Raw genomic sequence first — 23,856 nt, 5'->3', positions numbered from 1 at the left:
ATGGATCCGCTTACCCCACCGGGAGCAGCCCGCATGCTCGACGACATCCTCAAGGCCTATACCGAGGCCATCTACAACGCTGACCGGACGACAGCGCTGGCGGTGGTGGATGCCGCCCGCGCCAGCGGCGTCTCGCCGGAGGACATCGTCTTCAAGGTGGTGATCCCCGGGCTGGACATGATGATCAAGGCCATCAACGACGGCTTCGACACCAACCTGGCCCAGCACTTCATGACCGCCCACATTGCGGCGGACGTCACCGACCGGATGCTGGCCCAGTTCGCCAAGCCGCCCGAGATGGTCGGCCACGTCATCATCGGTACCGCCGCCGGCGACCTGCACACCCTCGGCAAGCGCATCGTCATGGGCTGCCTGAAGGCCCAGATGATCGACGCCATCGACCTCGGCGTGAACGTGCCGGCCGAACGCTTTGTGGACGAGGCCGTCGCCCGCGGCGCCTCGGTGATCGCCGTGTCGGCGATGATGGTGCATACCGCCCGCGGCGAGAACGGCGCCATCAAGGTGCGCCAGCTGCTGCGCGAGCGCCAGCTCGAAGGGCGCATCCGCCTGGTGGTCGGCGGCGCCCCCTTCCGCTACGACCCCCGGCTGTACCAGATCGTCGGCGCCGACGCCTGGGCCGACAACGGCGTCAGCGCCGCCCGCGTCATTCTCGATTTCATCAAGGAAGCACGCTCATGATCACAGGCATGGACCGGCTCGCCGCCGCCGCCCGCGGCGAGATCCTCGACCGCATCCCGGTGTTCTGCAACCTGGTGGACCAGGGCGCCCGTGAACTCGGCATGCCCCTCGAAACCTATTTCTCCCGTGGCGAATATGTCGCCGAAGCCCAGCTGCGCATGCTCGGCAAATACGGCCACGACAACGTCTGGAGCCTGTTCTATGTGGGCCGCGAGGCCGAGCTGCTGGGCTGCCGGAAGATCAAGTACGCCAATGACGGCCCGCCCAATGTGGAGGACTTCGTCATCAAGTCCTACGCCGACATCGAGCGCCTCGAGGTACCCGACGACATCTCCACCCATCCGGCCTTCGCCGAGACCGCCCACTGCCTGGAAATTCTCAAACGCGAAGTGGGCGGCAAGGCGCCGATCTGTGCCTACCTGACCGCCTCCATGTCGCTGCCGGCGATCCTGATGAGCATGGAGAAGTGGATCGAGCTGCTGATGCTCGGCCCCACCGAGATGCGCGACCTGCTGCTGGAGAAATGTTCGGCCTTCTTCCAGAAGGAGATCGAGGCCTACCGCAAGGCTGGCGCCGACGTGCTGGTCTATGCCGACCCCTACGGCTCCACCGACATCGTGCCGATGTCCATGTTCCGCGAGCTGTCCCTGCCATGGATGAAGCGCGACCTGGCCACCGGCGGCCTCGACGGCGTCGTCTATTACGTGGGCGGCGCCCGCGTGAACGGAGTGCTCGACCAGGTCATCGAGGAGGTCGGTTTCGGCACCTACTACCCCGGCCCGATGGACGACATCGGCGACTCCATGCGCATCGTCGCCGACCGCGCCCTGTGCGGCGCCGTCATCAACGACATCCGCCTGATCGACTGGACGCCGGACGAAGTCCGGGCCGAAGTGAAGCGCCTGGTGCAGCGTGGCCTGAAGATCAGCAAGAAGCTGTTCTTCGGCACCATCCTGATGCCCTTCGGGATTCCCGAAGCCAATATCAAGGCGATGATCGACGCTGCCTGCGAATTCGGCCGCCCCGACAGGCTGGAGGCCTGATGGCCGCAGCCCCGCGCTGCAGCCTGCTGGGCTGCGGGATCCTCGCCGCAGAAGTACATCACCTGATCGAGCGCAATGGCTGGCCGGTGGACACCGACTTCCTGCCCTCCTCCCTGCACATCGACCTGGAAAAGCTCGAAGCCGCGCTGACCGCCAACCTGGCCCGCCACCCGGAGCCGGCCAAGCTGGTCTTCTACGGCTGCTGTCATCCACGCATGGACGCGATGCTGGATGCCGCGCAGACCTTCCGCACCGAAGGACAGAACTGCGTCGCCATGCTGCTGGGCCACCAGCGCTTCATGGACGAGCTCTCAGCCGGCGCCTTCTTCCTGCTCGAGGACTGGGCGCTGCACTGGGACGACGCCATCCGCGTCACCTTCGGCGACCACCCCGAGGCGACCCGCGAGATCTTCCAGCTCTCCAACCGCTACATCCTGGCCCTGCGCACCCCCTGCTCCGGCGACTTCAGCGCCCAGGCGCGCCATGCGGCGGAGTCGGTGGGGCTCCCGCTGCGCTGGCTGGACATCGGGCTGGAGCAGCTGGAGCAGGTGCTGGCCGAGGCACTGGCGCGCTGCCAGCAGCACACCGGCCCGGCAAAAAATCCTGTGCGACGCACAATTTGACCGCTCAGCCACAGGAATCGCGCAATAATCGGCCATCCCCCGCAGTGCCTTCCCCCATGAACCGCATCGACATATTCCCGTGGGATGACAATTTCTGCACGGGCCTGCCCACCGTGGATGAACAGCATCGCAAGCTGGTGGACCTGCTCAACCAGCTCGCCAGCCGCTTCGCGCGGCACAGCGACGAACTGAGTCTGGAACAGCTGTTCGACGAGTTGGCCGCCTACACGGTCTACCATTTCGAGCACGAAGAACAGATCTGGGGCGCCTTCATGGGCGGCACCCCCCAGCAGATCGCCCACAGCGACAGCCACGCCGACTTCATCCGCTACGTACAGGAAGCCCGGCGAAATCTGCCCGGCCGCCCGCAGCAGGAGGTCGCCGAGGAAATCCTGGAGTTCCTGACCCGCTGGCTGGCCTCCCACATCCTCGAGAGCGACCGCTTCATGGCCTACACCGTGCAGGCCCTACAGGACGGCCTGTCCCTCGATGACGCAAAGACCCGCGCCGCAAGACGGATGAGCGGCGCCACGCGGACCCTGATCGACCTCATCCTGTCGATCTATTCCACCCTGTCGACCAACACCCTGCGGCTGATGCGCGAGCTGACCGAGCGCCGTGCCACCGAGATCGCCCTGACCGAGGCGAAGGACGCCCTCGAGAAATCCAGCACCCTGCTGCAGACCATCATCGACACCGTGCCGATGCGCGTCTTCTGGAAGGACCGCGAGCTACGCTACCTCGGCTGCAACCCGGTGTTTGCCCAGGATGCCGGCAAGGCGAACCCCACCGAGCTGATCGGCCGGGACGACTACGACATGGCCTGGGCGCCGGAGGCGGACATCTACCGAGCCGACGACCAGGCCGTGATCAGTTCCGGCAAGGCCAAGCTCGGCTACGAGGAACCCCAGACCACCCCGGACGGCCGCCAGATCTACCTGCGCTCTTCCAAGGTGCCGCTGCACGGCCATGACGGAGAGATCATCGGCGTGCTCGGCGTGTACGAGGACATCACCGACCTCCGCAACGCGGTCGACGGCCTGCGCGAAAGCGAACAGAAGTTCCACTCCCTGTACACGGCGATGACCGAAGGCGTGGCCATCCACCAGCTGGTGCTGGATGCCGCCGGCCAGCCGCAGGACTACCTCATCCTCGACGTGAATCCGGGCTTCGAAACCATCCTCGGCCTGTCCCAGCAGGACGTGATCGGCCGCCTGGCCAGCCAGGTCTATGGCCAGGTGCCCTTCCTCGACACCTACGCCCGGGTCGCCGGCGGCGGCGGACCGGTCCGCTTCGAGTCCCGCTTCGCGCCGCTCGACAAGGTGTTCACCATCTCGGTGTTCTCGCCCGCCCCCGGTCGCTTCGCTACCGTGTTCCAGGACATCACCGCGCGCACCGAGGCCGAGGCAGCCCTGCGCGAGAGCGAGGAACGCCTGCGCCTGGCCCTCGGGGCCTCCAACCAGGGCTGGTTCGACCTGGACCTGCGGAGCGGACGGATCAACGTCAGCGACAACTACGCCAGCATCATCGGCTATCCGGCCGACGGCTTCGAAAGCAGCCTCACCAACTGGCTGGCCAACATCCACCCGCAGGACACCCCGGCACTGCAGGAAAAGTTCGCCGCCTGCCTGCGCAGCGGTGGCCCGGAGAGCATGGAATACCGCCGCCGTACCCGCGACGGCGCCTGGGTGTGGATCGAGTCGGTCGGCAAGATCGTCCACTGGGACACGGACGGCACGCCGCTGCGCATGATCGGCATCCATACCGACATCTCCGCACGCAAGCGGGCCAGCGACGAACAGCAACGCCTGAACCGGGCCCTGCGACTGCTCAGCGAATGCAACCTGGCGCTGGTCCGCGACGAGGCGGAGCTGCCGCTGCTTGAGCATATCTGCCGACTGGTAGTCGAATCTGGCGGCTACGTAATGGCCTGGGTCGGCTACGCCGAACACGACCCCGGCAAGACCGTCACACCGGTCGCCCGCTCGGGCTACGAAGAGGGTTACCTGGACAAGGTCCGGATCAGCTGGGACCGCGACCTGGACATCGGCCGCGGCCCCACCGGCACCGCCATCTGGTCCGGCCAGACCCAGGTCAACCAGGACGTGCACAGCAACCCTGCGCTGCAGCCATGGCGCGGCGCCGCCACCCAGCGCGGCTACCGCTCGTCGATCGCCCTGCCGCTGCGCACCGACGACCAGGCCTTCGGCGCGCTGACCATCTACGCCGCCGAAGCCCACGCCTTCGGCGACGATGAAATCGCGCTGCTCGAAGAACTGGTCGCCAACCTGAGCTTCGGCATCCGCGCCCAACGCACCCGCGCCCAGCGGGAAGCCGCGGTCGCCGCCAACCGGGCCAAGAGCTCCTTCATCGCCAACATGTCCCACGAGATCCGCACACCGCTCAATGCCATCAACGGCATGGTGTACCTGCTGCGGCGGGACGGTGTGGACGCCAGGCAGGCGGAGCGCCTGGGCAAGATCGAGGACGCCAGCCAGCACCTGCTGGAGATCATCAACGCGGTACTCGACCTGTCGAAGATCGAAGCCGACAAACTGGAGCTCGCCGACCAGCCGATCGACCTGCACGCCCTGCTGCACAGCGCTGCCGCGATGGTGCAGGAACGCGCCCACGCCAAGCAGCTGCAGCTGAGCGTCTGCCTGTCACCGGACCCGGCACCGGCACTGCGCGGCGACGCGACCCGGCTGCAGCAGGCCTTGCTCAACTACCTGGCCAACGCGGTCAAGTTCACCGACGCGGGCAGCATTCACGTGTCCTGCCGCATCGCCGACGACAGCCCGGATGCGGCACTGGTGCGCTTCGAAGTCCGGGACAGCGGCATCGGCATCGCCGCCGACGTGCTGGCCCGCCTGTTCTCGGCCTTCGAGCAGGCCGACAATTCCACCACCCGCCAGTACGGCGGCACCGGCCTGGGCCTGGCCATCACCCGCAAGCTGGCCGGCCTGATGGGCGGCGAAGCCGGCGCCGACAGCGTACCCGGCCAGGGCAGCACCTTCTGGTTCACCGCCCGCCTCAAGCATGACCGGCAGACCGTGGCGGACATCGACACGCCCACCGACGAAGACGCCGCCGGACAACTGCGCCAGCACTACGGACAGCGCCGGGTGCTGCTGGTGGAGGACGAGCCCACCAACCAAGAGGTCGCCCGCCTGTTTCTGGAAGAAGCGGACCTGGTGGTGGACGTCGCCAACGACGGCCTCGAAGCCGTCGAGCGCGCCAGCGCCAGCCCCTACGACCTGATCCTGATGGACATGCAGATGCCACGCCTGGACGGACTGGACGCCACCCGCCAGATCCGCCAGCTGGCGCAGCACCGCCTGACCCCCATCGTCGCGATGACCGCCAACGCCTTCGCCGAAGACCGCGCGCGCTGCCTGGAGGCCGGCATGAACGACTTCATCCCGAAGCCGGTCGCCCCCGCCCTGCTGTTCGCCACCCTGCTGCGCAGCCTGCGCGCCGCCCGCGCCTGACGCAGGGGCTTCTGTGGGGGCGAATTCATTCGCCCGCGGTGATTGCGCCCCGCGCGGCGGGCGATTTATTTCGCCCCTACAGCCTGTTGTCTCTACTGAACCCGTTTCCGCCACTGGCCCCGGCCTGAAAAACATCCATGCCCCTGCCCACCGCCCCCCGCGCCGTGCTGATCGACCTGGCCGGCGTGCTGCACATCGACGACCAGGCCATCCCCGGCGCGGTCGACGCCCTCAAGGCTCTGCGCGGCCTCGGCCTGCCGCTACGCTTCCTCACCAACACCACGCGCAGCCCGCGCAGGCGCATCGTCGCCAGCCTGAACAAGATGGGCTTCGACATCGCCCCCGACGAGATCCAGACCGCCGTGCTGGCCACCCGCCGGCTGGTGGAGCAGCGCGGCCTGCATCCCCACTATCTGGTCCACCCGGACATCGCCGACGAGATCGGCGCGAGCCACGCCACGCCTGACGCGGTGGTGATCGGCGACGCCGGCCCGGACTTCGAATACGCCGCGCTGAACACCGTCTTCCGCCTGCTGATGCAGGGCCTGCCCTTCATCGTGATGGCCCGCAACCGCTACTTCATGGGACAGGACGGCCTGACCCTCGACATGGGCGCCTTCGTCAGCGGCCTGGAATACAGCAGCGGACGCCAGGCCGAAGTAGTCGGCAAGCCCGCCGCGCCCTTCTTCCACAGCGCCCTCGACGAACTCGGCGTGGCCCCCGCCGACGCCGTGCTGATCGGCGACGACCTGGCCGACGACATCGGCGGCGCCCAGGCCGCCGGCATTCCCGGCATCCTGGTGCGCACCGGCAAGTTCCGCCCCAGCGACGAGCAGCACCCCACCCACCGCCCGGCTGCCGTGGTGGATGACTTCACCGCTGCCGTCGCGCTGCTGGCGGCAGGCCTCTGATACCCAGCAAGCATCGTTGGCGACGCGCTCATCGCCGCCCCAGCCGGGGACGCCGCCAGCGGGAACCAAGGGCGCTTACAGGAACCCCAGGAACCCATCCGCAAACAGCGCCACCCCCACCAGCCCGATCGGGATCGCCGTCCACCACACCCGCTTGGCCTTGACCAGGCCAGCCACCGAATTGAGCAGGATCGCCACCTGCAGGAAGATCACCGCCAGGCCGAAGGGGCGGCCGTGGAGTTTGGCCTCGTCGCGCAGGGCCTCGAAGCCGCGGGCCTTGGCTTCGATGTCCTTCTTCTCCTGCTTGTAGCGCTCGATCTCCTTCTGGTACTCGGCGATCTTCTGCTGGTAGGCGGGCACCGCCGGGTTGTCCGGCGGCAGGGCCATGGCCTGCAGGCGGAACTGCTCCACCTGCGCTTCAAAAAGATGCTGCTTGGTGCTCTTGGCCTGGTAGAAAGCCCACTGGTCCGAGGCCAGCGCCTGGTTGACCACCCCCTGGGTCGAGAACGACCCGCCTTTGAAGGTGGACAGGGTTGCGCACACGGCCAGCACCACGGTGGCCAGGGACATGCCGTTGAGCCACGGCTCCTTCTTTTCTTCGCTCATGCTTCCAGCTTTCCTTGCTGCAAATACCGGCGGTGGATCACGCCGCCTTCACTCGACAACAGGCGGTGCCACGGTGGCAGCGGGCGCCAGCACCGCGCAGCCCTCGGGCAGCCCGTCCAGACCCTGCTTTTCAACACTGAAACGGGCCACCGGCGCGTCGTGCCTGGTCTGCTGCACGCGGATCACGTAGAGGCTGTCGTAATCGTCGTCGGCCCACTTGGGCACCGCCTTGGGGTCGGCGCCGAGGGTCTTGAGGAACAGGCGCGCCAGGGATTCGCCCCAGTGGTGCTCCCAGGCGATCACATGGGTGCCCGCCTCCTTGGCCAGCACCTGGTGCACCAGCGGCTTGATGTCCTCCATGCCGCCGCCGAGGGTGACCGGCTTGCCGGCGCGGATCGCCAGCGGCTCGATGGTGGCCAGCGGACGCACATAGTTGAAGGGCACGCCCTTGTCCTTCTTCAGCACCCCCGGATTGGGCGCATACACCCCATCCGGCGCGCCGAAGCGCGACAGCAGCAACGGCGCCAGCGCCAGCGAGCGGTTGAGCCCCTGGCAGGTGAGCTGGCCCAGCCCGTCGGCGGGCTTCTCGCCGTGGCGCAGGATCACGATGGTCATGTCCGCAAAGGCAGGCGCAGCCGACAGCCCGCAGGCCAGCGCCAGGCCCCGCAGCGCACTGCGCGCGGCAACGGTTCGAACGAACTTCATGTGAGTGGGCCCCAATGGCAACCCCGCCGCCGGAATGGGGTGGGGCGATTCAAGAGGGGCGATCTTCCGGGATTTTTGCCGCAAAGGACAGGGGGCCAGGGGCAGACGAGAAAAGCGTCAGGAAATATGGGTGCCACCTCCACCCAATAGAATGCCGGGATGAAATCCGCAGTCCTGGCCTCTGTGACCCTGATCTTTCCGTCCTGCGTCTTCGCTGCCCGCCCGTTCGTCACGGATGATGCACGCCTGACCACCGGCGGGAGTTGCCAGTTCGAGAGCTGGACGCGCATTTACCCGGATGGCCGGGAGCTCTGGGCACTGCCGGCCTGCAATCCGACCGGGAACTTGGAATTTACCTTTGGCGGCGGGCGGGCAAAGTACGACGGCGAATCGCCAACGCGGGATTTTGTGTTCCAGGCCAAGACCTTGTTCCGCCCGCTGGAAACCAACGGCTGGGGCTGGGGCCTGGCGGCGGGTACCATCCGCCATCCGGAGATCAACCCCGGCCCGAACCTGCTGGGCAATACCTACGCCTATGTCCCGGCTTCCCTTTCCCTGCATGACGACCGGGTCGTTGTCCATGCCAATCTGGGCTGGCTGAAGGACAGGGCCTCTGGGCGCAGCAGTGCGTCCTGGGGGATCGGCGGCGAGTTCAGCCTGCAGCCCGGGCTGCTCGGCATTGCCGAGACCTACGGCGACAACCACGGCATGGCTTATGGGCAGATGGGGGTCCGCTATTCGGTGATCCCCGATCTGTTCCAAGTCGATGCTACGACCGGGCAACAACTGGCCGGGCCGGGCAAGAACCATTGGCTATCCTTTGGCATCCGCTACACGCCCGACAGGCTGTTCTGACCGCCATGCGGAGGTCTGTCCGGGCGGGCCTGGCGCTTTTCGAGACGCGTGCCCCGAACTAAGTCCATACTCACACGACATGCTCCATGGCAGATTCATTTTCTTCTTGTTTCAGGGGGGGCGTCTCATGAAAATACGGACCAAACTCAGGGCCCTTGGCGGCATCACGGTAACGGGACTGCTGATCATTGCGGCCACCACCATCTGGGGGCTGAATGCCATCCAGAGCACCGAAGACACGGCCCACCGGCGCGAGAACTACGTGGCCGACCTGCTGGAAGTGAAGGCCAGCGCGGCGGCAACCGTCATGCTCGACCCCGCGCTCGCGGAGACGAAGGAGATCTTCAGCGCCTCATCACAGAACATCGAGCGCAACGGCCAGCATGCGGTGGCGGTGATCCGCCGGGCCGAGGTCCGCGAGGCGCTGGTCGGGATCCTGAAACGCTGGGAACAGTATCGGGACAGCTCACTCAAGCTGATCGCCACGGCCGCGGACAATCCGAAGGTCGCCAACGAGGCGCTGCTGCAGGTATACAACCAGCAGTTCAAGCCCTTCCAGGCGGATCTGGACGGATTCATCGCCCAGCGGCGGGAGGAGTCGGCCAAGGGCGTGGAAGAGGCGCGGGCAGTGTCGTCCAAGGTGTTCTGGATCGTCATCGGCCTGCTGGCGGTGGGCATCGTGATGACCACCCTGGTGGTTCTCGGCGTATCCCTGTCCCTGCAATCCGCCCTGCAGGGAATGCTGCGGCAGCTGGCGCCGCTGAGTCAGGGCGATCTGACCCAGCGCCTGCCCAACCGGGGCCAGGATGAGCTGGACGAGGTGGCGGCCAGCGTGAATGCCTTCGTCGCCGAACTGCAGTCCATCGTCGAACGCACGCGGGACCGCTCCCACCGGCTTTCCAGTGCTTCCGCCCAGCTGACTGCGGCGGCCAACGGGGTCTTGCAGACGTCCAACCAGCAGAGCGACGCGACCTCCTCGGTGGCGGCCTCGGTGGAGGAGTTTTCGGTGAGCATCGACCAGGTGGCGGACAACGCCACCCAGGCGGAGGAAAGGGCCCAGCAGTCGGGGGCGCTGTCGCGCCAGGGTGGCCAGGACGTCCAGAAAGCCATCACCGAGATTCAGCGGGTTGCCCAGGTGGTGAATGACGCGACAGGCCAGATGCAGGCTCTCGGCCAGCAGGCGCTGGACATCAGCAGCATCGTGCAGGTGATCAAGGACGTGGCCGACCAGACCAACCTGCTGGCGCTGAACGCGGCCATCGAGGCGGCCCGGGCCGGGGAACAGGGGCGCGGCTTTGCAGTCGTCGCCGACGAGGTGCGCAAGCTGGCCGAGCGGACGACCAGCTCGGCCCAGGACATCACCAGCATGGTGGCGTCGGTCCAGCACAGCACGGAAGCGGCATCCGCAGTGATGCAGAAGGGCAACGAGTTCGTGACCGACAGCGTGCGCCAGATCGAGGCGGCGGGAGCATCGATGCAGCAGATCAGCGACGGCTCGCAGGGCGTGCTGGGCGCGGTGACCGACATTTCCACAGCGCTGCGGGAACAGCGCATCGCCGGCGCGGAGATCGCCAAGAACGTGGAGCGCATTGCGCAGATGACCGACGCCAGCCGCTCATCGGCCTCGGAGGTGTCGTCGGCAGCGCTGCAACTGGAACGCCTGGCCCAGGATCTGCAGGCCGAGGTGGCACGCTTCAGGGTCTGAAAAAGTCGTCACCAGGATAAGGCGCTGTTCAGGCCGTGCCTGTGTGCTCCGATTGGCTCTCTCCGCGGCGATTGCCAGGCGGTGACGCAAAACCGTCACATAAAGGAAACCCTGACTCGTTATAAGATATTCGTATTACCCCTGATCCATCAGCGCAGCCTCGACAGTCATGGCCAAAGACCGCGTGAAGCCCTCGTCCGCCAAAACCGGCGCCTGGGCCATCATCCAGTGCATCGAAACAGGCAAGTTCCTGCTCGGCAAGCGTTCCGAGGTCGTTAATAACTCCGGGCTGTGGAATTTCTTCGGTGGCCGCGTCGATCGTGGCGAGGCGCCGCGCAAGGCGCTGATGCGCGAGTTGGTGGAGGAAGCCGGCCTGCGGGTGAAAGAGAAACAGCTGATCAAGCTCGGGCGCGTGTCGTCGATCAGCGGCGACATGGCCGACCGGGACATGCATTACTACCTGCTGCGCGTCAGCCGGGAGATCGCCCCGCGCCTAAACCGGGAGCATTCGAACTTCCGCTGGTTCAAGCCCGGCAGCCTGCCCGAGAAGTTCAACCGGCCGACCACCACGGCGATCAAGCGCGGCCTGCTCGACAAGCTCAAGCACTGAGCTTCACGGCAAGGCAACCTTTTCAGGCTGGGCCTGTAGGGGCGAATTCATTCGCCCCTACGGCAGGACATCTCCAAAACGCGCAAAACCGGCGCGATGAGCGCGAACGGCCGGGTGTTAGCGCCGCCGCAGCCAGCGCAGAATGGTCGAGAACAGGCGGTCGGGATCGACAGGCTTGGAGAGGAAATCGTCCATGCCGGCGGCCATGCATTGGGCGCGGTCTTCGGCAAAGGCGTTGGCAGTCATCGCGATGATCGGTACCTGCCGGTAGGCGGGCAGCGCGCGGATCCGGCGGGTCGCCTCGAGGCCGTCCATTTCGGGCATCTGCATGTCCATCAGGATCAGGTCGAAGGAGGAGCCGGCGGCCATTTCCACCGCCACCGCGCCGTTGCCGGCCACGGCGACGTCCAGCCCGGCATCAAAGAGGAACAGCTTGGCGACCTCCTGGTTCACCGGCTCGTCCTCCACCAGCAGGATGTGCGCACCGGCATATTCCGTGTTCAGCACGCTCTCCGCGCTGCCGCCGTTGTCCACTTCGGGCAGGCCGTGCTGGATGGAGCGCCCGACGCCGAGCCAGGCGGTGAACCAGAAGGTGCTGCCCACCCCCACATCGCTGGCGACGCCAGCCTCGCCCCCCATCAGTTCGGCGAGCCGGCGGGTGATCGCCAGCCCTAGACCAGTGCCGCCGTACCTGCGGGTGGTCGAGGTGTCCCCCTGCTCGAAGGGACGGAAGAGCTTGCCCAGCACGTCCCGCGGGATGCCGATGCCACTGTCGCGCACCTCGGCCCGCACCTGCAGCGCATTGCCCTGGCGCGCCTCGACCCGCAGGCTGATCAGGATGGTGCCGGCCTCGGTAAACTTGACCGCATTGCTGACCAGGTTGAGCAGGGCCTGGGTGAAGCGGGTCGAATCCCCCCGCACCAGGCAGGGCAGGCTCTCCGCCTCGACGACGAGGCGCAGCCCCTTGGCCGTGGTCCGGTCGTGGACCATCGAGGCGACATTGGCGGCCACCCCGTCCAGCGCGAACTCCCCTTCTTCGAGAATGAACTTCTCGGCCTCGATCTTCGACAGATCGAGGATGTCGTTGATGACGCCGAGCAGGTGCTGGGCGGCGCTGTCGATCTTGCCGAGCTGCTCAGCCTGGGTCGGGCTGACACCCTCCCGCTGCATGATGCGCGCCATGCCGAGCACCGCGTTAAGGGGCGTGCGGATCTCATGGCTCATGTTGGCCAGGAAGGCGCTCTTGGCCCGGTTGGCGGATTCAGCCGCCTCCTTGGCCTGCAGCAACTCGCGGGTGCGCGCGGCAACGGTACTCTCCAGGTTCTGGCGGTAGCGCTGTAGTTCCTGCTCGGCGCACTTGCGCTCGGTGATGTCGGTGGAGATACCGCACAGGGCGTAGATGCGGCCGTCCTCCCGGCGCAACGGCAGCTTGATCGAGATGTAGCTGTGGGCCTCGCCGCTGCGCCCATCGACGTTGGTTTCCTCGATCTCGATGCGTTCGCCGCCCTCGATGACCCGGCGATCGTTGTCGCGCAGGCTGCGGGCGGTCGGCGCGTCGAAATAGACTTCGTCGGTGTGGCCACAGACCTCCTCGCGCCCGACGCCGAACAGCCCGCATACCGCACGGTTCGCGTAGGTGTAGCGGTATTCCGTGTCCTTGATGTAGATGTAGGCGCCCACATTGTCGAGGATGGTGGCGAGCATCGCATCGCTGTCGCGGCGCTTCTCTTCAGCCAGCCGGCGGGCACTGACGTCGATGACGATGCCGATGTAACTGCGCACTCGCCCCTCGTCGTCGCGCACCGGCTGCCCAATGGAAAGCAGCCAGCGGGGCGGTTGGTCGTCCGGCAGATTGACCCGCCATTCCGCTTCGAAACGTTCGCCTCGCGCACTGGCATCGGCCACGAGAGCCTTTAGCGGCACCCGGTCGGCAGGGTGCACGATCTGCTGCCAGGCCTCGTAGGACGGCGTAACGGACTGGGGCTCCAGGCCGTACAACGCCCACAGCTCGTCGGACCAGAAGTTGTTGTTGCTGGCCACGAACCATTCCCACGATCCGGCCCGGGCGGCGTCGAGGGCCAGGCGCAGGCGCCGTTCGCTGGCCTTCAGGAGTTCTTCCGCCAGGCTGCGCTCGGTAACGTCCGAGATGGACGCCAGCACGTGGGCCACGCCATCGATGTTGAGGCTGCTGAGACTCAGCTCGATTGCAAATTCGCTGCCATCCTTGCGGCAGCCGCGCAGGCTGCGCCGCGCCATCAGCACCTGGGCCTGCTCCGGCGCCAGGTGATAGCGCTCCCGGTGAGTCCGGTGTGCAGCCCGCACCACATCCGGCACCAGCATGTCCACCGGCTGACCGAGCAGTTCGCCCTCCGTATAGCCGAACATGTGGGCCAGGGCCGGATTGACGAGCAGCATTTCGCCATCGGGCCTGACCACCAGCAGACCTTCGACACTGGAATCCCATACCTGCCGGAAACGGGCCTCGCTGAGGGCCTGCGCGTCCTCGGCGCGGCGCAGGTCGGATATGTCGGTAAACGTCAGCACAGCGCCGGCGATGCCGCCGGACTCGTCGAGGCAGGGATCGACCTGCACCAGATAGTGTTCGTCACGCTGCCGCACGTGCTCGACCAGCGCTCCGCCACCGGCCACCACGCCGCTCACCCACTGGCGCAGTAGCGGCAGATCGAGATGGCAGGGCACACCGTACAGGAACTGGCCGATATCCGCCGGCAGCAGGCCGAAGACACGTCCGGCCAACGCATTGAAGCGCGTCACCCGGCCGTCCCGGTCAACTACGACCAGGCTGGAGCGGATGGAGTCCTGGATGTTGGTGAGGGTCGTGTTGAGCTGGACGTACTCGAGGGATTTCAGGCGCAGGGCTTCGTTGAGCGTCGTGAGCTCTTCGTTGGAGGCCTGCAACTCTTCGTTCGAAGCCTGCAGTTCCTCGCTGGAGGCCTGGATCTCTTCGTTGAGGGCCTGCAACTCCTCGTTGGACGTTTCCAGTTCCTCGATGACCGCCTGCAGATGCTCTCGGGTGTCGGCCAGTTCCTGGCGCAGGCGGGCAATCTCCTCCGCCGCTTCGGCGGAAGCCAGCCCGCCTGCGCCGTCATAGGCCAGCGGCGCGGGCCTGACCGGCGTTTCCTCGAAGCTGATCAACACGCAGCCGGACGGAACGCCCTCCACGACCGGCACCCGCCGCAGGACCGGCCGCACCTGCAGTGTTTCATCACCGATGCGCACCTGGGCGCCGACTCCACGCAGCACGTCGGCCCCGTCCTGGCGCATGCGCAGGCCGAGGGCCTTGAGCTCGCCGCGCAACTCTGGCAACACGAGTGCGAAAACCGAGAAATCGGCGCTCGCCACCGGCAGCGAGAAATAGCGTCGGGAGGCGCCGAAGAAATGCAGCGGCTCGAAGCCGGCATCCACCAATACACCCGGCGGACCGTAGGCGGCGACCATCAGGTCGCGAGCCTGCTCGGCGAGCAGCTCACGCTGGGGTCGGGCATGCTGGCGTGGCAGCACACGCCCAACCCGCTCGCTGACCCCATGGTGGAAGACCGCGCCGCTGGCCCGGCCCGGCCCGTCATTGCGCCGGTACAACTTGCCTGCCAGATCGACGGGCTCGAACAGCTCCGGCGCCCCCCCGATGGATTCAGCCTTACCGAGGAAGAGCAAACCGCCCGGATTGAGGGCGAAATGGAAGTTGCGGATCAGTTCCGCCTGCTGCGCGGGCTTGAAATAGATCAGGACGTTGCGGCAGCTGACCAGATCCATGCGGATGAAGGGAGGATGGCCAGTGAGGTCGTGCAGCGAGAACACGCACAGTTCCCGCAGCGCCTTGCCAACGCGCCAGCCCTCACCATCGGGGACGAACCAGCGGGCCAGCCGCTCGTGGCTCATGCCTTCCAGTTCGGCGGCGGCGTAACTCCCGAGGCGGGCGAACTCGAGGGCCTCCTGGTCGATGTCGGTGGCGAAGATGCGCACCTGCCGCGGCTCGGCCAGCACCTCGACGATTTCGGCCAACAGGATCGCGATGGAATAGGCCTCTTCCCCGCTGGCGCAGGCCGGCACCCACGCCCGCAGCGGAACCCCGGCGGGCTGTCCGGCGAGCCGTTGCCGCAGGCTTTGCGCCAGTTCGTCGAAGACCTCCGCGTCGCGGAAAAAAGTCGACACAGACACCATGCACCCATGCTGCAGGCGGGCCAGCTCATCCGGGTGTGCCTGCGCATGGGCCAGGTACTGGGCAAACGTGGCGAAACCCAGCATCCGGCAACGCCGTTCGGCGTGACGGCGCAAGGTGCCCTCCTTGTAGCGCTCCAGGTCTACGCCGGTTTCCCGGGAAGCCAGTTCGAGCAGGGCATGGAAGGCATCGGCCTCCCCGTCGCAGGATCGGTCGGGACTGCTTGTCATTGTTGTCGTACCGCCCCTCATGTACACAGCGGAGCATGGACGGCGAAACGCCATCCACCTTCGATTGATGGTATGCCGAAGTGCGTCCTCTTGCCACGCTACCCAACACAGGCAAAACGGTACTTTTTCGCTGCTTGCGAAAGTGCCCGCTAAGTTCCATGATTAACAATCAGATCCCTCCAGGAGGAGCAGCCCCCATGACCCGCTCCCTCGCCCACTTCGTCGCCCTGGCTCCGGGATGCATCCCTACAGTGCCGGCCTGCCCCAACCGTACCCGCAGGTACGCCCGCCCCCCGACAAGCACTTAGTCCAGATTTCCGGCGGGACGCCCAGGCGCCCCGCCTTCACGCTCCCCTTGTCCGCATCTTCAACACACACCTATAAAGGAGACAACGATGCCGAATAGAACCCTGCGTGATGTCATCGATGGCCAGTCCATCGTCTGCGCCATCGCCGAAACCAGCGTCCGCGCAGCAGCCGTCGCCATGGCCAACGCTAAGGTCGGGGCGATCCTGGTGGTAGACGACAAAGGCCTGCTGAGCGGCCTGTTCACCGAACGCGACGTCCTGAACCGGGTGGTGGCCAAGGGCCTCGATCCGGACAAGACGCTGCTGTCCGAAGTGATGTCGGTGAATCTGCAGACCGCCACGCCCGACAAGCTGCTCGACCATGCCCTGCACATGATGTTCGAAGGCGGCTTCCGCCATGTGCCAGTGGTCGACAACGGCCGTCCGGTCGGCATGGTCTCGGCACGCAACGCGCTGGGCCGCGAAATCTGCCAGTTCGAGGAGGAACTGAAGGAGCGCGACCACATCGCCGAGATTCTTTGATCTCCTGACAGGCCAGCCCCCACCAAGGCCTCAGCCTCCTTGGTGGGGGCTTTCTTTTGCAGCGGCAATCCTTTGGCCATATGTCGTGGCCCAGTCCGGTGGCCCGGTTTTTTGTGCGGGCGAATTCATTCGCCCGCCCCTCCAGGAGCAGACTCCAAGGGCCAATGAATTCGCCTCCACGGATCGAAAGCGAGCCTTTCGCCGTCCGCACAAAGCGCCAGTCCCGCGCCGAAATCGCCTAGAATCGCGTTTTCCCCTCTCTAAGCCCCCAACCCATGTTCTCCGGAATCGTTGCCGCTACCGGCCGCATCCTGAGCGTGTCGCCCCTTGAAGACGGCGTACGTCTCGCCGTGGACGTCGGCACCCTCGACCTGGACGACGTCCAGCTCGGTGACAGCATCGCCAACAACGGCGTGTGCCTCACGGTGATTGCCCGCGAAGGCAATACCGTCCACTTCGACGTGTCCCGCGAAACCCTCAACTGTACGGTCGGCCTCGCCGAGCCCGGCGAAGTGAACCTCGAGAAGGCCCTGCGCCTGGCCGACCGCCTCGGCGGCCACCTGGTCACCGGCCACGTGGACGGCATCGGCGAAGTGGTCAAGTTCGCGCCGATCGGCGAAAGCCATGAACTGGTCATCCGCGCCCCGGCCGCCCTCGCCGGCTACATCGCCAAGAAGGGCTCGGTGACGATCGACGGCGTGAGCCTCACGGTGAACCGCGTCGACGGCCGCGAATTCTCGATCAACCTGATCCCGCACACTGTGCAGGTCACCACCCTCAAGCGCCTCGCCGCCGGCGTGAAGGTGAACCTGGAAATCGACCTCATCGCCCGCTACGTGGAGCGCATGCAGGCCTGGCGCAACAGCGACGAAGGAGCTTCCGCATGAGCGCACTGGCCCCGATTCAAGACATCATCGCCGACATCAAGGCCGGCAAGATGGTCATCCTCGTGGACGAGGAAGACCGCGAGAACGAAGGCGACATTGTCATCGCAGCCGAGTACATCACGCCGGAAGCCATCAACTTCATGGCCAAGCATGCCCGCGGCCTGATCTGCCTGACGCTCACCGAGGCGCGCTGCCGCCAGCTCGGCATCAACCACATGGCGCGGGACAACCGCAGCCAGTTCAGCACCGCCTTCACGGTGTCGATCGAGGCCGCGGAAGGGGTCACCACCGGCATCTCCGCCGCCGACCGGGCGCGCACCGTGCAGGCCGCGGTGGCCCGCCACGCCAAGCCCTCCGACATCGTGCAGCCGGGTCACATCTTCCCGATCATGGCCAAGCCGGGCGGCGTGCTGATCCGCGCCGGCCACACCGAGGCTGGCTGCGACCTGGCCGCCATCGCCGGGCTGGAGCCGGCGTCAGTGATCTGCGAGATCATGAACGACGACGGCACCATGGCCCGCCTGCCCGAGCTCATCGAGTTCGCCAAGGAACACGGCCTCAAGATCGGCGCGATCCGCGACCTCATCGAATACCGCGCGCGCACCGAGAAGCTGGTCGAGAAGGTCAGCGAGAAGACCGTCGACACCGCCCACGGGCCGTTCCGCCTGTGTGCCTTCGAGGACAAGACCTCCGGCGATGTCCACCTGGCGATGGTGTACGGCGACATCAACGCAGACGTCGAGACCCTCGTCCGCGTCCATGAGCCGGTGTCGGTACTGGACTTCCTCGACACCTCCAGCGGCCGCCACAGCTTCCCGGTGGACGCCGCCTTCAAGCGCATCACCGAGCACGGCAACGGCGTGATGGTGCTGCTGTACCGCCCGCAGAGCGGCCAGGAGCTGCTCGCCCAACTGTCCGGCGACCCCGCCGCCGCCAAGCCGGCCCAGAAGTGGGACCCGCGCCTATTCGGCATCGGCGCCCAGATCCTGCGCGAACTCAAGGTCGGCAAGATGAAGCTGCTGGCCAGCCCGCGCAAGATCCCGAGCATGGCCGGTTTCGGCCTGACCGTCGTCGGCCACGTCGCGCCCGAAGCCTGAGCCCACCGGCCCACGAATCCTCCTTTCAGGTAAATCCATGCCCCGTTACGACAACATCCCCGAAATCGCCCCGAACCTCGACGGCCAGGGCCTCCGCGTCGGCATCGTCATGTGCCGCTTCAACATCGACGTATGCGAAGGCCTGCTGTCTTCCTGTACCGCCGAGTTGCTGCGCCTTGGCGTCGCCCCCGATGCGATCACCATCGCCACCGTACCGGGCGCCCTCGAAGCCCCGCTGACCCTGCAGGTCATGGCCAAGAGCGGCCGCTACGACGCGCTGGTGGCCCTCGGCGCGGTGATCCGCGGCGAGACCTACCACTTCGAACTGGTCTCCAACGAGCAGGGCGCCGGCCTCACCCGTGTCACCCTAGACACCGGCGTGCCCATCGCCAACGGCATCCTCACCACCGAGGACGACGACCAGGCCCTGGCTCGCATGCAGGTGAAGGGCGCCGACTGCGCCCAGGCCGCCGTCGAGATGGCCCGTCTGCTGAAGGCTCTGGCATGAACACCCCGAACAAATCCCCCCGCCGCCGCGCCCGCGAATTCGCGCTGCAAGGCATCTACCAGTGGCTGCTGAGCCAGTCCTCGTTGACCTCCATCGAAAGCCAGATGGGCGAAGTGGGCGGTTTCGACAAGTGCGACCGCGACCTCTTCCTGGGCCTCTTGCGCGGCACCATCGGCAACGCGCCCGACCTGCAGGTGGCATTCGCACCCTACATCGAGCGCCCCCTCAACGAGCTGTCGCCGATCGAGCGCGGCATCCTGCTGATGGCCACCTTCGAGCTGGTGCATCGTCCTGAAACGCCGTACCGCGTGATCATCAACGAGGCCATCGAGCTGGCCAAGGGTTACGGCGGCACCGACGGCCACAAGTTCGTCAATGGCGTGCTCGACAAGCTCGCCGCCCGCGTGCGGGCCGACGAGGTGGAAGCCAACGCCCAGCAGCGTCGCGCCCCCCGCAACAAAGACCAGTCGAACTGATCCGGCCCGCCGCCGGACCGTCCCTGCGCGATGCCTTCCGAATTCGCCCTGATCCGCCGGCACTTCACCCGTCCCGCCCGCCACACCGACCTGGCGGTGGGCGACGACGCGGCGCTGATCCGGCCCCGGGCCGGCATGCAGCTGGCCATCTCCACCGACATGCTGGTGGCCGGCACGCACTTCTTCGCCGACACCAATCCGGAAGACCTTGGCTGGAAGACCCTCGCGGTGAATGTCTCCGACATCGCTGCGATGGGTGCAGAGCCGCGCTGGGTGGTCCTCGCAGCCAGCCTGCCGAGCGCCGATGAAGCCTGGATTGAAGCATTTGCACGCGGTTTCTTCGCCTGCTGTGAGGCATTCGGCATCGACGCGATCGGCGGCGACACCACGCGCGGGCCGCTCAACCTGTGCCCAACCATTTTCGGTGAAGTCCCCACCGGCACCGCGATCACCCGCTCCGGCGCTCGCCCCGGTGACGACTTGTGGGTCTCCGGCGCACCAGGCCGTGCAGCCCTCGGACTGGCCGAACTGCGCGGTCAGATCCAACTGGCCGAGACCCATCGCAACGACTGCCTGGCTGCCTTGCAGCGGCCACAACCCCGGGTCGCTCTCGGCCTGGCCCTGCGCGGTCTGGCCAGCGCTATGCTGGACGTCTCCGACGGCCTGTTCGGCGACCTGAACCACATCCTTGAACTGTCCCGCGTCGGCGCAGAGATCCACGAGGCCACACTGCCGGTCGCCGCGCTGAACGCCGCCTGCGGCGATGCGCAACGGGCGTTCTCCGCCTGCACCGCCGGCGGCGATGACTACGAACTGCTATTCACCGCACCCACCGAGCACCGCAGCGACATAGAAGCCATTTCGCAGCGCCTGCAGTTACCACTGCACCGCATCGGCCGGATCACCACACAGGCCGAACAGGTTTCGCTGCTCGCCCGCGACGGCCAGTTGCGGCCGGTAACAGCCAGCGGCTACGACCATTTCGGCCGCGACGCATGAAACCCACGCCGCGCTTCCTGGTTTCCGACCCAGCCCATTTCGTTGCCCTCGGCTTCGGCTCCGGCCTCGCGCCGAAAGCCCCCGGCACCTTCGGCACGCTGGCCGGCTGGCTGCTGTTTCCCTTCGTGTCGGCACCGCTGTCCGACCCGATGTTCGCCGCGCTGCTTGTAGCCTGCTTCCTGTTCGGTATCCTGGCCTGCGAACGCACCGGCCGGGCCCTCGGCGTGGCCGACCACGGCAGCATCGTGTGGGACGAGATCGTCGCGATCTGGCTGGTACTGTGGCTGACTCCCGCCACACTGGCCTGGCAGGCCGCCGCCTTCGTGACCTTCCGCTTTTTCGACATCGTCAAGCCGCCACCAATCCGTTGGGTGGACGAGCGCACTCGCGGCGGCTTCGGCGTAATGCTCGACGACCTGCTGGCCGCCGGCTATTCGCTGCTGGTGCTGGCCATCCTGATGAGGATCATCGGCTGATGGAAGCTCAACTGGAAACCCTGTCCCGCCTCGTCGGTGAGCACCTGCAGGCCAAGGGCTGGCGGCTGGCCAGCGCCGAATCCTGTACCGGCGGCTGGGTCGCCGAAGTGGTCACCGCCACGGCCGGCAGTTCGGCCTGGTTCGACTGCGGCTTCATCACCTACTCCAACGATGCCAAATGTGCGCTGCTCGGCGTCTCACCGATGACCCTGGCGCGCTATGGCGCAGTCAGTGAGCAGACCACCGCAGCAATGGCCCGCGGCACGCTGGAGCGTTCGGAGGCCGACCTGGCCCTGTCGATCTCGGGTGTCGCCGGCCCCACCGGTGGCTCGCCGGAAAAACCCGTCGGCACGGTCTGTTTCGGCTGGGTCCGCACTGGCGAAGCAGCCCAGACTGCCACCTGCCACTTCGACGGCGACCGTGAAGCGGTGCGCCGCCAGGCCGTCATCTTCGCCCTCGAAGAGCTGCTCCGCCGCTACCGCTGAAGATCTCCGACGCTGGCGCGCACAGCACAAAAAAGTCAACCGGCATACGGTTTGCGATATTGCTGAGCAATTTCGCTGGACGCCCGCCAGTGACTGTATAAAATAACAGCATCGCCACATGCCTCGTGGTGAAAATTTGCTGCGGCACCTGCGTCCACTCCTACGCAAACTCTGTGCCATAATCTCCAAAACCCTTATCACAAGGATCAAGACAAATGGATGACAACAAGGCTAAGGCCCTCGCCGCTGCCCTTTCGCAGATCGAAAAGCAGTTCGGCAAGGGCTCGATCATGCGCCTCGGCGACGGCGAGGTAGAGCATGACATCCAGACTGTTTCCACCGGCTCCCTGGGCCTCGACATCGCCCTCGGCATCGGCGGTTTGCCCCGTGGCCGGGTTGTCGAAATCTATGGTCCCGAATCCTCCGGCAAGACCACGTTGACCCTGCAGGTCGTCGCTGAAATGCAGAAGCTCGGCGGCACCGCCGCCTTCATCGACGCCGAACACGCGCTGGACGTCACCTACGCCCAGAAGCTCGGCGTCAATATCGGCGACCTGCTGATCTCCCAGCCGGACACCGGCGAACAGGCCCTCGAGATCGCCGACATGCTGGTGCGTTCCGGCGGCGTGGACGTGGTCATCATCGACTCCGTCGCCGCCCTCACCCCAAAGGCCGAAATCGAAGGCGAGATGGGCGACCAGCTGCCTGGCCTGCAAGCCCGTCTGATGTCCCAGGCCCTGCGCAAGCTCACCGCCAACATCAAGCGCACCAACACGCTGGTGATCTTCATCAACCAGATCCGGATGAAGATCGGTGTGATGTTCGGCAGCCCGGAAACCACCACCGGCGGGAACGCGCTCAAGTTCTATGCGTCCGTGCGCATGGACATCCGCCGCATCGGCACCATCAAGAAGAACGACGAGGTAATCGGCTCCGAGACCAAGGTCAAGGTCGTCAAGAACAAGGTCGCCCCGCCGTTCCGCGAGACCCTGTTCGACATCCTGTACGGTGAAGGCACCTCCCGCGAGGGCGAGATCATCGATCTGGGCGTCCAGCACAAGTTCATCGACAAGTCCGGCGCCTGGTACGCCTACAACGGCGAGAAGATCGGCCAAGGCAAGGACAATGCCCGCGAGTTCCTGAAGAGCAACCCGCACATCGCCCGCGAAATCGAGAACAAGATCCGCGTGGCGGTTGGTCTGCCCGAAATGGCGGTGATCAGCTCCGCCGGCCAGGCGGCCGCCTGAAGCCCGGGGCGTCCGGAGAGCCGGCCTGATGGCGATGAACCTGCATGAGCGCGCGCTGCGCTGCCTGGCCCAACGGGAGCACTCCCGCATGGAGCTGGCACGTAAGCTCGGCGCACTCGGCAGCCCCGAGGAGGTCGATGCCGAGCTCGACCGCCTCGTGGACCTTGGCCTGCTGTCCGACGCCCGCTTCGCCGATGCCTATGTGCGCGCGAAGGCCAGCCGCTTCGGCGCCGCCCGCCTGAAACTGGAACTGAGCCGCCGTGGCGTGTCCGCCGAACTGATCGGCGACGCAATCGAGGAAAACACCACAGACAGCGAACTCGAACGCGCGCGCGACATCCACCGCCGAAAGTTCGCCACGCCGCCCGCAGACGCGCGAGAATGGGCACGGCAGGCGAGATTTCTTCAAGGTCGCGGCTTTTCCACCGAAATCATTCGTAGAGTCCTGAAAGAACAACCCGGCGATGAGCCTGCTTAAAGTCAGCAACCTGCGCAAGAAGTACAAGGCCCGCACGGTCGTTCACGACGTTTCCTTCAACGTCGGCAGCGGCGAGGTAGTGGGTTTGCTCGGCCCCAATGGCGCAGGCAAGACCACCTGCTTCTACATGATCGTCGGCCTGGTGGCCGCCGACGGCGGCGAGATCACCCTCGACGACGAGGTGCTGACCCATCGGCCCATCCACCAGCGCGCGCGCCTCGGGCTGTCCTACCTGCCGCAGGAGATGAGCGTCTTCCGCAAGCTGACGGTAGCCGAGAACATCCAGGCTGTACTTGAGCTGCAGAACCTTTCCAAGCCGCAGATCGCCAGCCGCCTCGACGAGCTGCTGAACGAACTGGGCATCGATCACCTGCGCGACAGCACTGCGATCTCCCTGTCCGGCGGCGAACGCCGGCGCTGCGAAATCGCCCGCGCGCTGGCCACTGACCCACGCCTGATCCTGCTGGATGAACCCTTCGCCGGCGTCGATCCGATCGCCGTCATCGACATCCAGAAGATCATCCGCTTCCTGAAGGACAAGGGGATCGGTGTGTTGATCACCGACCACAACGTCCGTGAAACCCTTGGCATCTGCGACCGTGCCTTCATCATCAACGCCGGCGAAGTGCTGGCCAGTGGCCGCCCGGACGAGATCGTTCATAACGAACAGGTCCGCCAGGTGTACCTTGGCGAGCACTTCAGGCTCTGAGGCCCG

22 protein-coding genes are annotated in these 23,856 nt (G+C 66.2%); 19 read left to right on the top strand and 3 right to left on the bottom strand.

All coding sequences use genetic code 11. The features are described 5' to 3' along the window. The 5 genes from ACE3RX_RS06445 (at position 1) to ACE3RX_RS06425 (ending at position 6,767) form a co-directional block, all read left to right on the top strand. Entirely contained in the window at positions 1–699 is a 699-nt protein-coding gene (locus tag ACE3RX_RS06445) for a B12-binding domain-containing protein (RefSeq protein ID WP_374481515.1), read from the top strand. Further along, complete coding sequence (locus tag ACE3RX_RS06440) at positions 696–1,742, top strand: uroporphyrinogen decarboxylase family protein (RefSeq protein ID WP_374481513.1); 1,047 nt, start codon at positions 696–698, stop codon at positions 1,740–1,742. The genes ACE3RX_RS06445 and ACE3RX_RS06440 overlap by 4 nt, the downstream gene beginning before the upstream one ends. Beyond that, entirely contained in the window at positions 1,742–2,365 is a 624-nt protein-coding gene (locus ACE3RX_RS06435) for a DUF1638 domain-containing protein (protein ID WP_374481511.1), read from the top strand. Before ACE3RX_RS06440 ends, ACE3RX_RS06435 begins: the two co-directional genes overlap by 1 nt. 56 nt (positions 2,366–2,421) lie before the next feature. Continuing rightward, a complete protein-coding gene (locus ACE3RX_RS06430) occupies positions 2,422–5,856 on the top strand; it encodes a bacteriohemerythrin (RefSeq protein WP_374481509.1) in 3,435 nt (1,144 codons plus the stop codon). Between the two features lie 137 nt (positions 5,857–5,993). Further along, entirely contained in the window at positions 5,994–6,767 is a 774-nt protein-coding gene (locus tag ACE3RX_RS06425) for a TIGR01458 family HAD-type hydrolase (RefSeq protein ID WP_374481507.1), read from the top strand. Positions 6,768–6,842: 75 nt separating this feature from the next. Here ACE3RX_RS06425 and ACE3RX_RS06420 read toward each other — a convergent pair whose 3' ends face one another. Both ACE3RX_RS06420 and ACE3RX_RS06415 read right to left on the bottom strand, forming a co-directional pair. Beyond that, positions 6,843–7,373, bottom strand: a complete 531-nt coding sequence (locus ACE3RX_RS06420) for a DUF4337 domain-containing protein (RefSeq protein ID WP_374481505.1) — start codon at positions 7,371–7,373, stop codon at positions 6,843–6,845. A 48-nt stretch (positions 7,374–7,421) separates the two neighbouring features. Continuing rightward, positions 7,422–8,078 carry a hypothetical protein gene (locus ACE3RX_RS06415; protein ID WP_374481503.1) on the bottom strand — a complete coding sequence of 219 codons (657 nt, stop codon included), beginning with the start codon at positions 8,076–8,078 and terminating at the stop codon, positions 7,422–7,424. A gap of 159 nt (positions 8,079–8,237) precedes the next feature. Between ACE3RX_RS06415 and ACE3RX_RS06410 the strand changes: the two genes are divergently transcribed. The 3 genes from ACE3RX_RS06410 (at position 8,238) to ACE3RX_RS06400 (ending at position 11,248) form a co-directional block, all read left to right on the top strand. Beyond that, positions 8,238–8,933 (top strand): hypothetical protein, encoded by a 696-nt coding sequence (locus ACE3RX_RS06410; RefSeq protein ID WP_374481501.1) that lies wholly within the window; start codon positions 8,238–8,240, stop codon positions 8,931–8,933. A 127-nt stretch (positions 8,934–9,060) separates the two neighbouring features. Continuing rightward, a complete protein-coding gene (locus ACE3RX_RS06405) occupies positions 9,061–10,638 on the top strand; it encodes a methyl-accepting chemotaxis protein (protein WP_374481499.1) in 1,578 nt (525 codons plus the stop codon). Positions 10,639–10,807: 169 nt separating this feature from the next. Further along, entirely contained in the window at positions 10,808–11,248 is a 441-nt protein-coding gene (locus tag ACE3RX_RS06400; protein ID WP_374481497.1) for an NUDIX hydrolase, read from the top strand. Positions 11,249–11,365: 117 nt separating this feature from the next. Here ACE3RX_RS06400 and ACE3RX_RS06395 read toward each other — a convergent pair whose 3' ends face one another. Further along, entirely contained in the window at positions 11,366–15,658 is a 4,293-nt protein-coding gene (locus tag ACE3RX_RS06395; protein WP_374481495.1) for a PAS domain S-box protein, read from the bottom strand. 395 nt (positions 15,659–16,053) lie between these two features. Here ACE3RX_RS06395 and ACE3RX_RS06390 point away from each other — a divergent pair, with 395 nt between their 5' ends. The 11 genes from ACE3RX_RS06390 (at position 16,054) to lptB (ending at position 23,850) form a co-directional block, all read left to right on the top strand. Continuing rightward, positions 16,054–16,488: a cyclic nucleotide-binding/CBS domain-containing protein gene (locus ACE3RX_RS06390; RefSeq protein ID WP_374481493.1), complete on the top strand. Its 435-nt coding sequence runs from the start codon at positions 16,054–16,056 to the stop codon at positions 16,486–16,488. A gap of 275 nt (positions 16,489–16,763) precedes the next feature. Further along, positions 16,764–17,375, top strand: a complete 612-nt coding sequence (locus tag ACE3RX_RS06385) for a riboflavin synthase (RefSeq protein WP_374481491.1) — start codon at positions 16,764–16,766, stop codon at positions 17,373–17,375. Continuing rightward, positions 17,372–18,472 (top strand): bifunctional 3,4-dihydroxy-2-butanone-4-phosphate synthase/GTP cyclohydrolase II, encoded by a 1,101-nt coding sequence (gene ribBA / locus ACE3RX_RS06380; RefSeq protein WP_374481489.1) that lies wholly within the window; start codon positions 17,372–17,374, stop codon positions 18,470–18,472. Before ACE3RX_RS06385 ends, ribBA begins: the two co-directional genes overlap by 4 nt. A 37-nt stretch (positions 18,473–18,509) precedes the next feature. Continuing rightward, on the top strand, positions 18,510–18,980 hold the full coding sequence (gene ribH, locus ACE3RX_RS06375) for a 6,7-dimethyl-8-ribityllumazine synthase (protein ID WP_374481487.1): 471 nt from the start codon (positions 18,510–18,512) through the stop codon (positions 18,978–18,980). Then, positions 18,977–19,456: a transcription antitermination factor NusB gene (gene nusB / locus ACE3RX_RS06370; RefSeq protein ID WP_374481485.1), complete on the top strand. Its 480-nt coding sequence runs from the start codon at positions 18,977–18,979 to the stop codon at positions 19,454–19,456. The genes ribH and nusB overlap by 4 nt, the downstream gene beginning before the upstream one ends. Positions 19,457–19,486: 30 nt before the next feature. Then, a complete protein-coding gene (gene thiL, locus ACE3RX_RS06365; protein ID WP_374481483.1) occupies positions 19,487–20,455 on the top strand; it encodes a thiamine-phosphate kinase in 969 nt (322 codons plus the stop codon). Beyond that, positions 20,452–20,931 carry a phosphatidylglycerophosphatase A gene (locus ACE3RX_RS06360; protein ID WP_374481481.1) on the top strand — a complete coding sequence of 160 codons (480 nt, stop codon included), beginning with the start codon at positions 20,452–20,454 and terminating at the stop codon, positions 20,929–20,931. The genes thiL and ACE3RX_RS06360 overlap by 4 nt, the downstream gene beginning before the upstream one ends. After that, complete coding sequence (gene pncC / locus ACE3RX_RS06355) at positions 20,931–21,416, top strand: nicotinamide-nucleotide amidase (protein WP_374481479.1); 486 nt, start codon at positions 20,931–20,933, stop codon at positions 21,414–21,416. Before ACE3RX_RS06360 ends, pncC begins: the two co-directional genes overlap by 1 nt. A gap of 215 nt (positions 21,417–21,631) precedes the next feature. After that, positions 21,632–22,663: a recombinase RecA gene (gene recA, locus ACE3RX_RS06350; RefSeq protein ID WP_374481477.1), complete on the top strand. Its 1,032-nt coding sequence runs from the start codon at positions 21,632–21,634 to the stop codon at positions 22,661–22,663. Positions 22,664–22,688: 25 nt separating this feature from the next. Further along, positions 22,689–23,141 (top strand): recombination regulator RecX, encoded by a 453-nt coding sequence (gene recX / locus ACE3RX_RS06345; protein WP_374481575.1) that lies wholly within the window; start codon positions 22,689–22,691, stop codon positions 23,139–23,141. Beyond that, positions 23,128–23,850, top strand: coding sequence for an LPS export ABC transporter ATP-binding protein (lptB, locus tag ACE3RX_RS06340; protein WP_374481475.1), 723 nt, complete (start codon positions 23,128–23,130; stop codon positions 23,848–23,850). Before recX ends, lptB begins: the two co-directional genes overlap by 14 nt. Positions 23,851–23,856: the final 6 nt, after the last annotated feature.

Source organism: Zoogloea sp. (assembly GCF_041914405.1).
Lineage (GTDB): Bacteria > Pseudomonadota > Gammaproteobacteria > Burkholderiales > Rhodocyclaceae > Zoogloea.
Note: the sequence above shows the minus strand (reverse complement) of the source record. Positions and strands in the feature narration are given on the sequence as shown.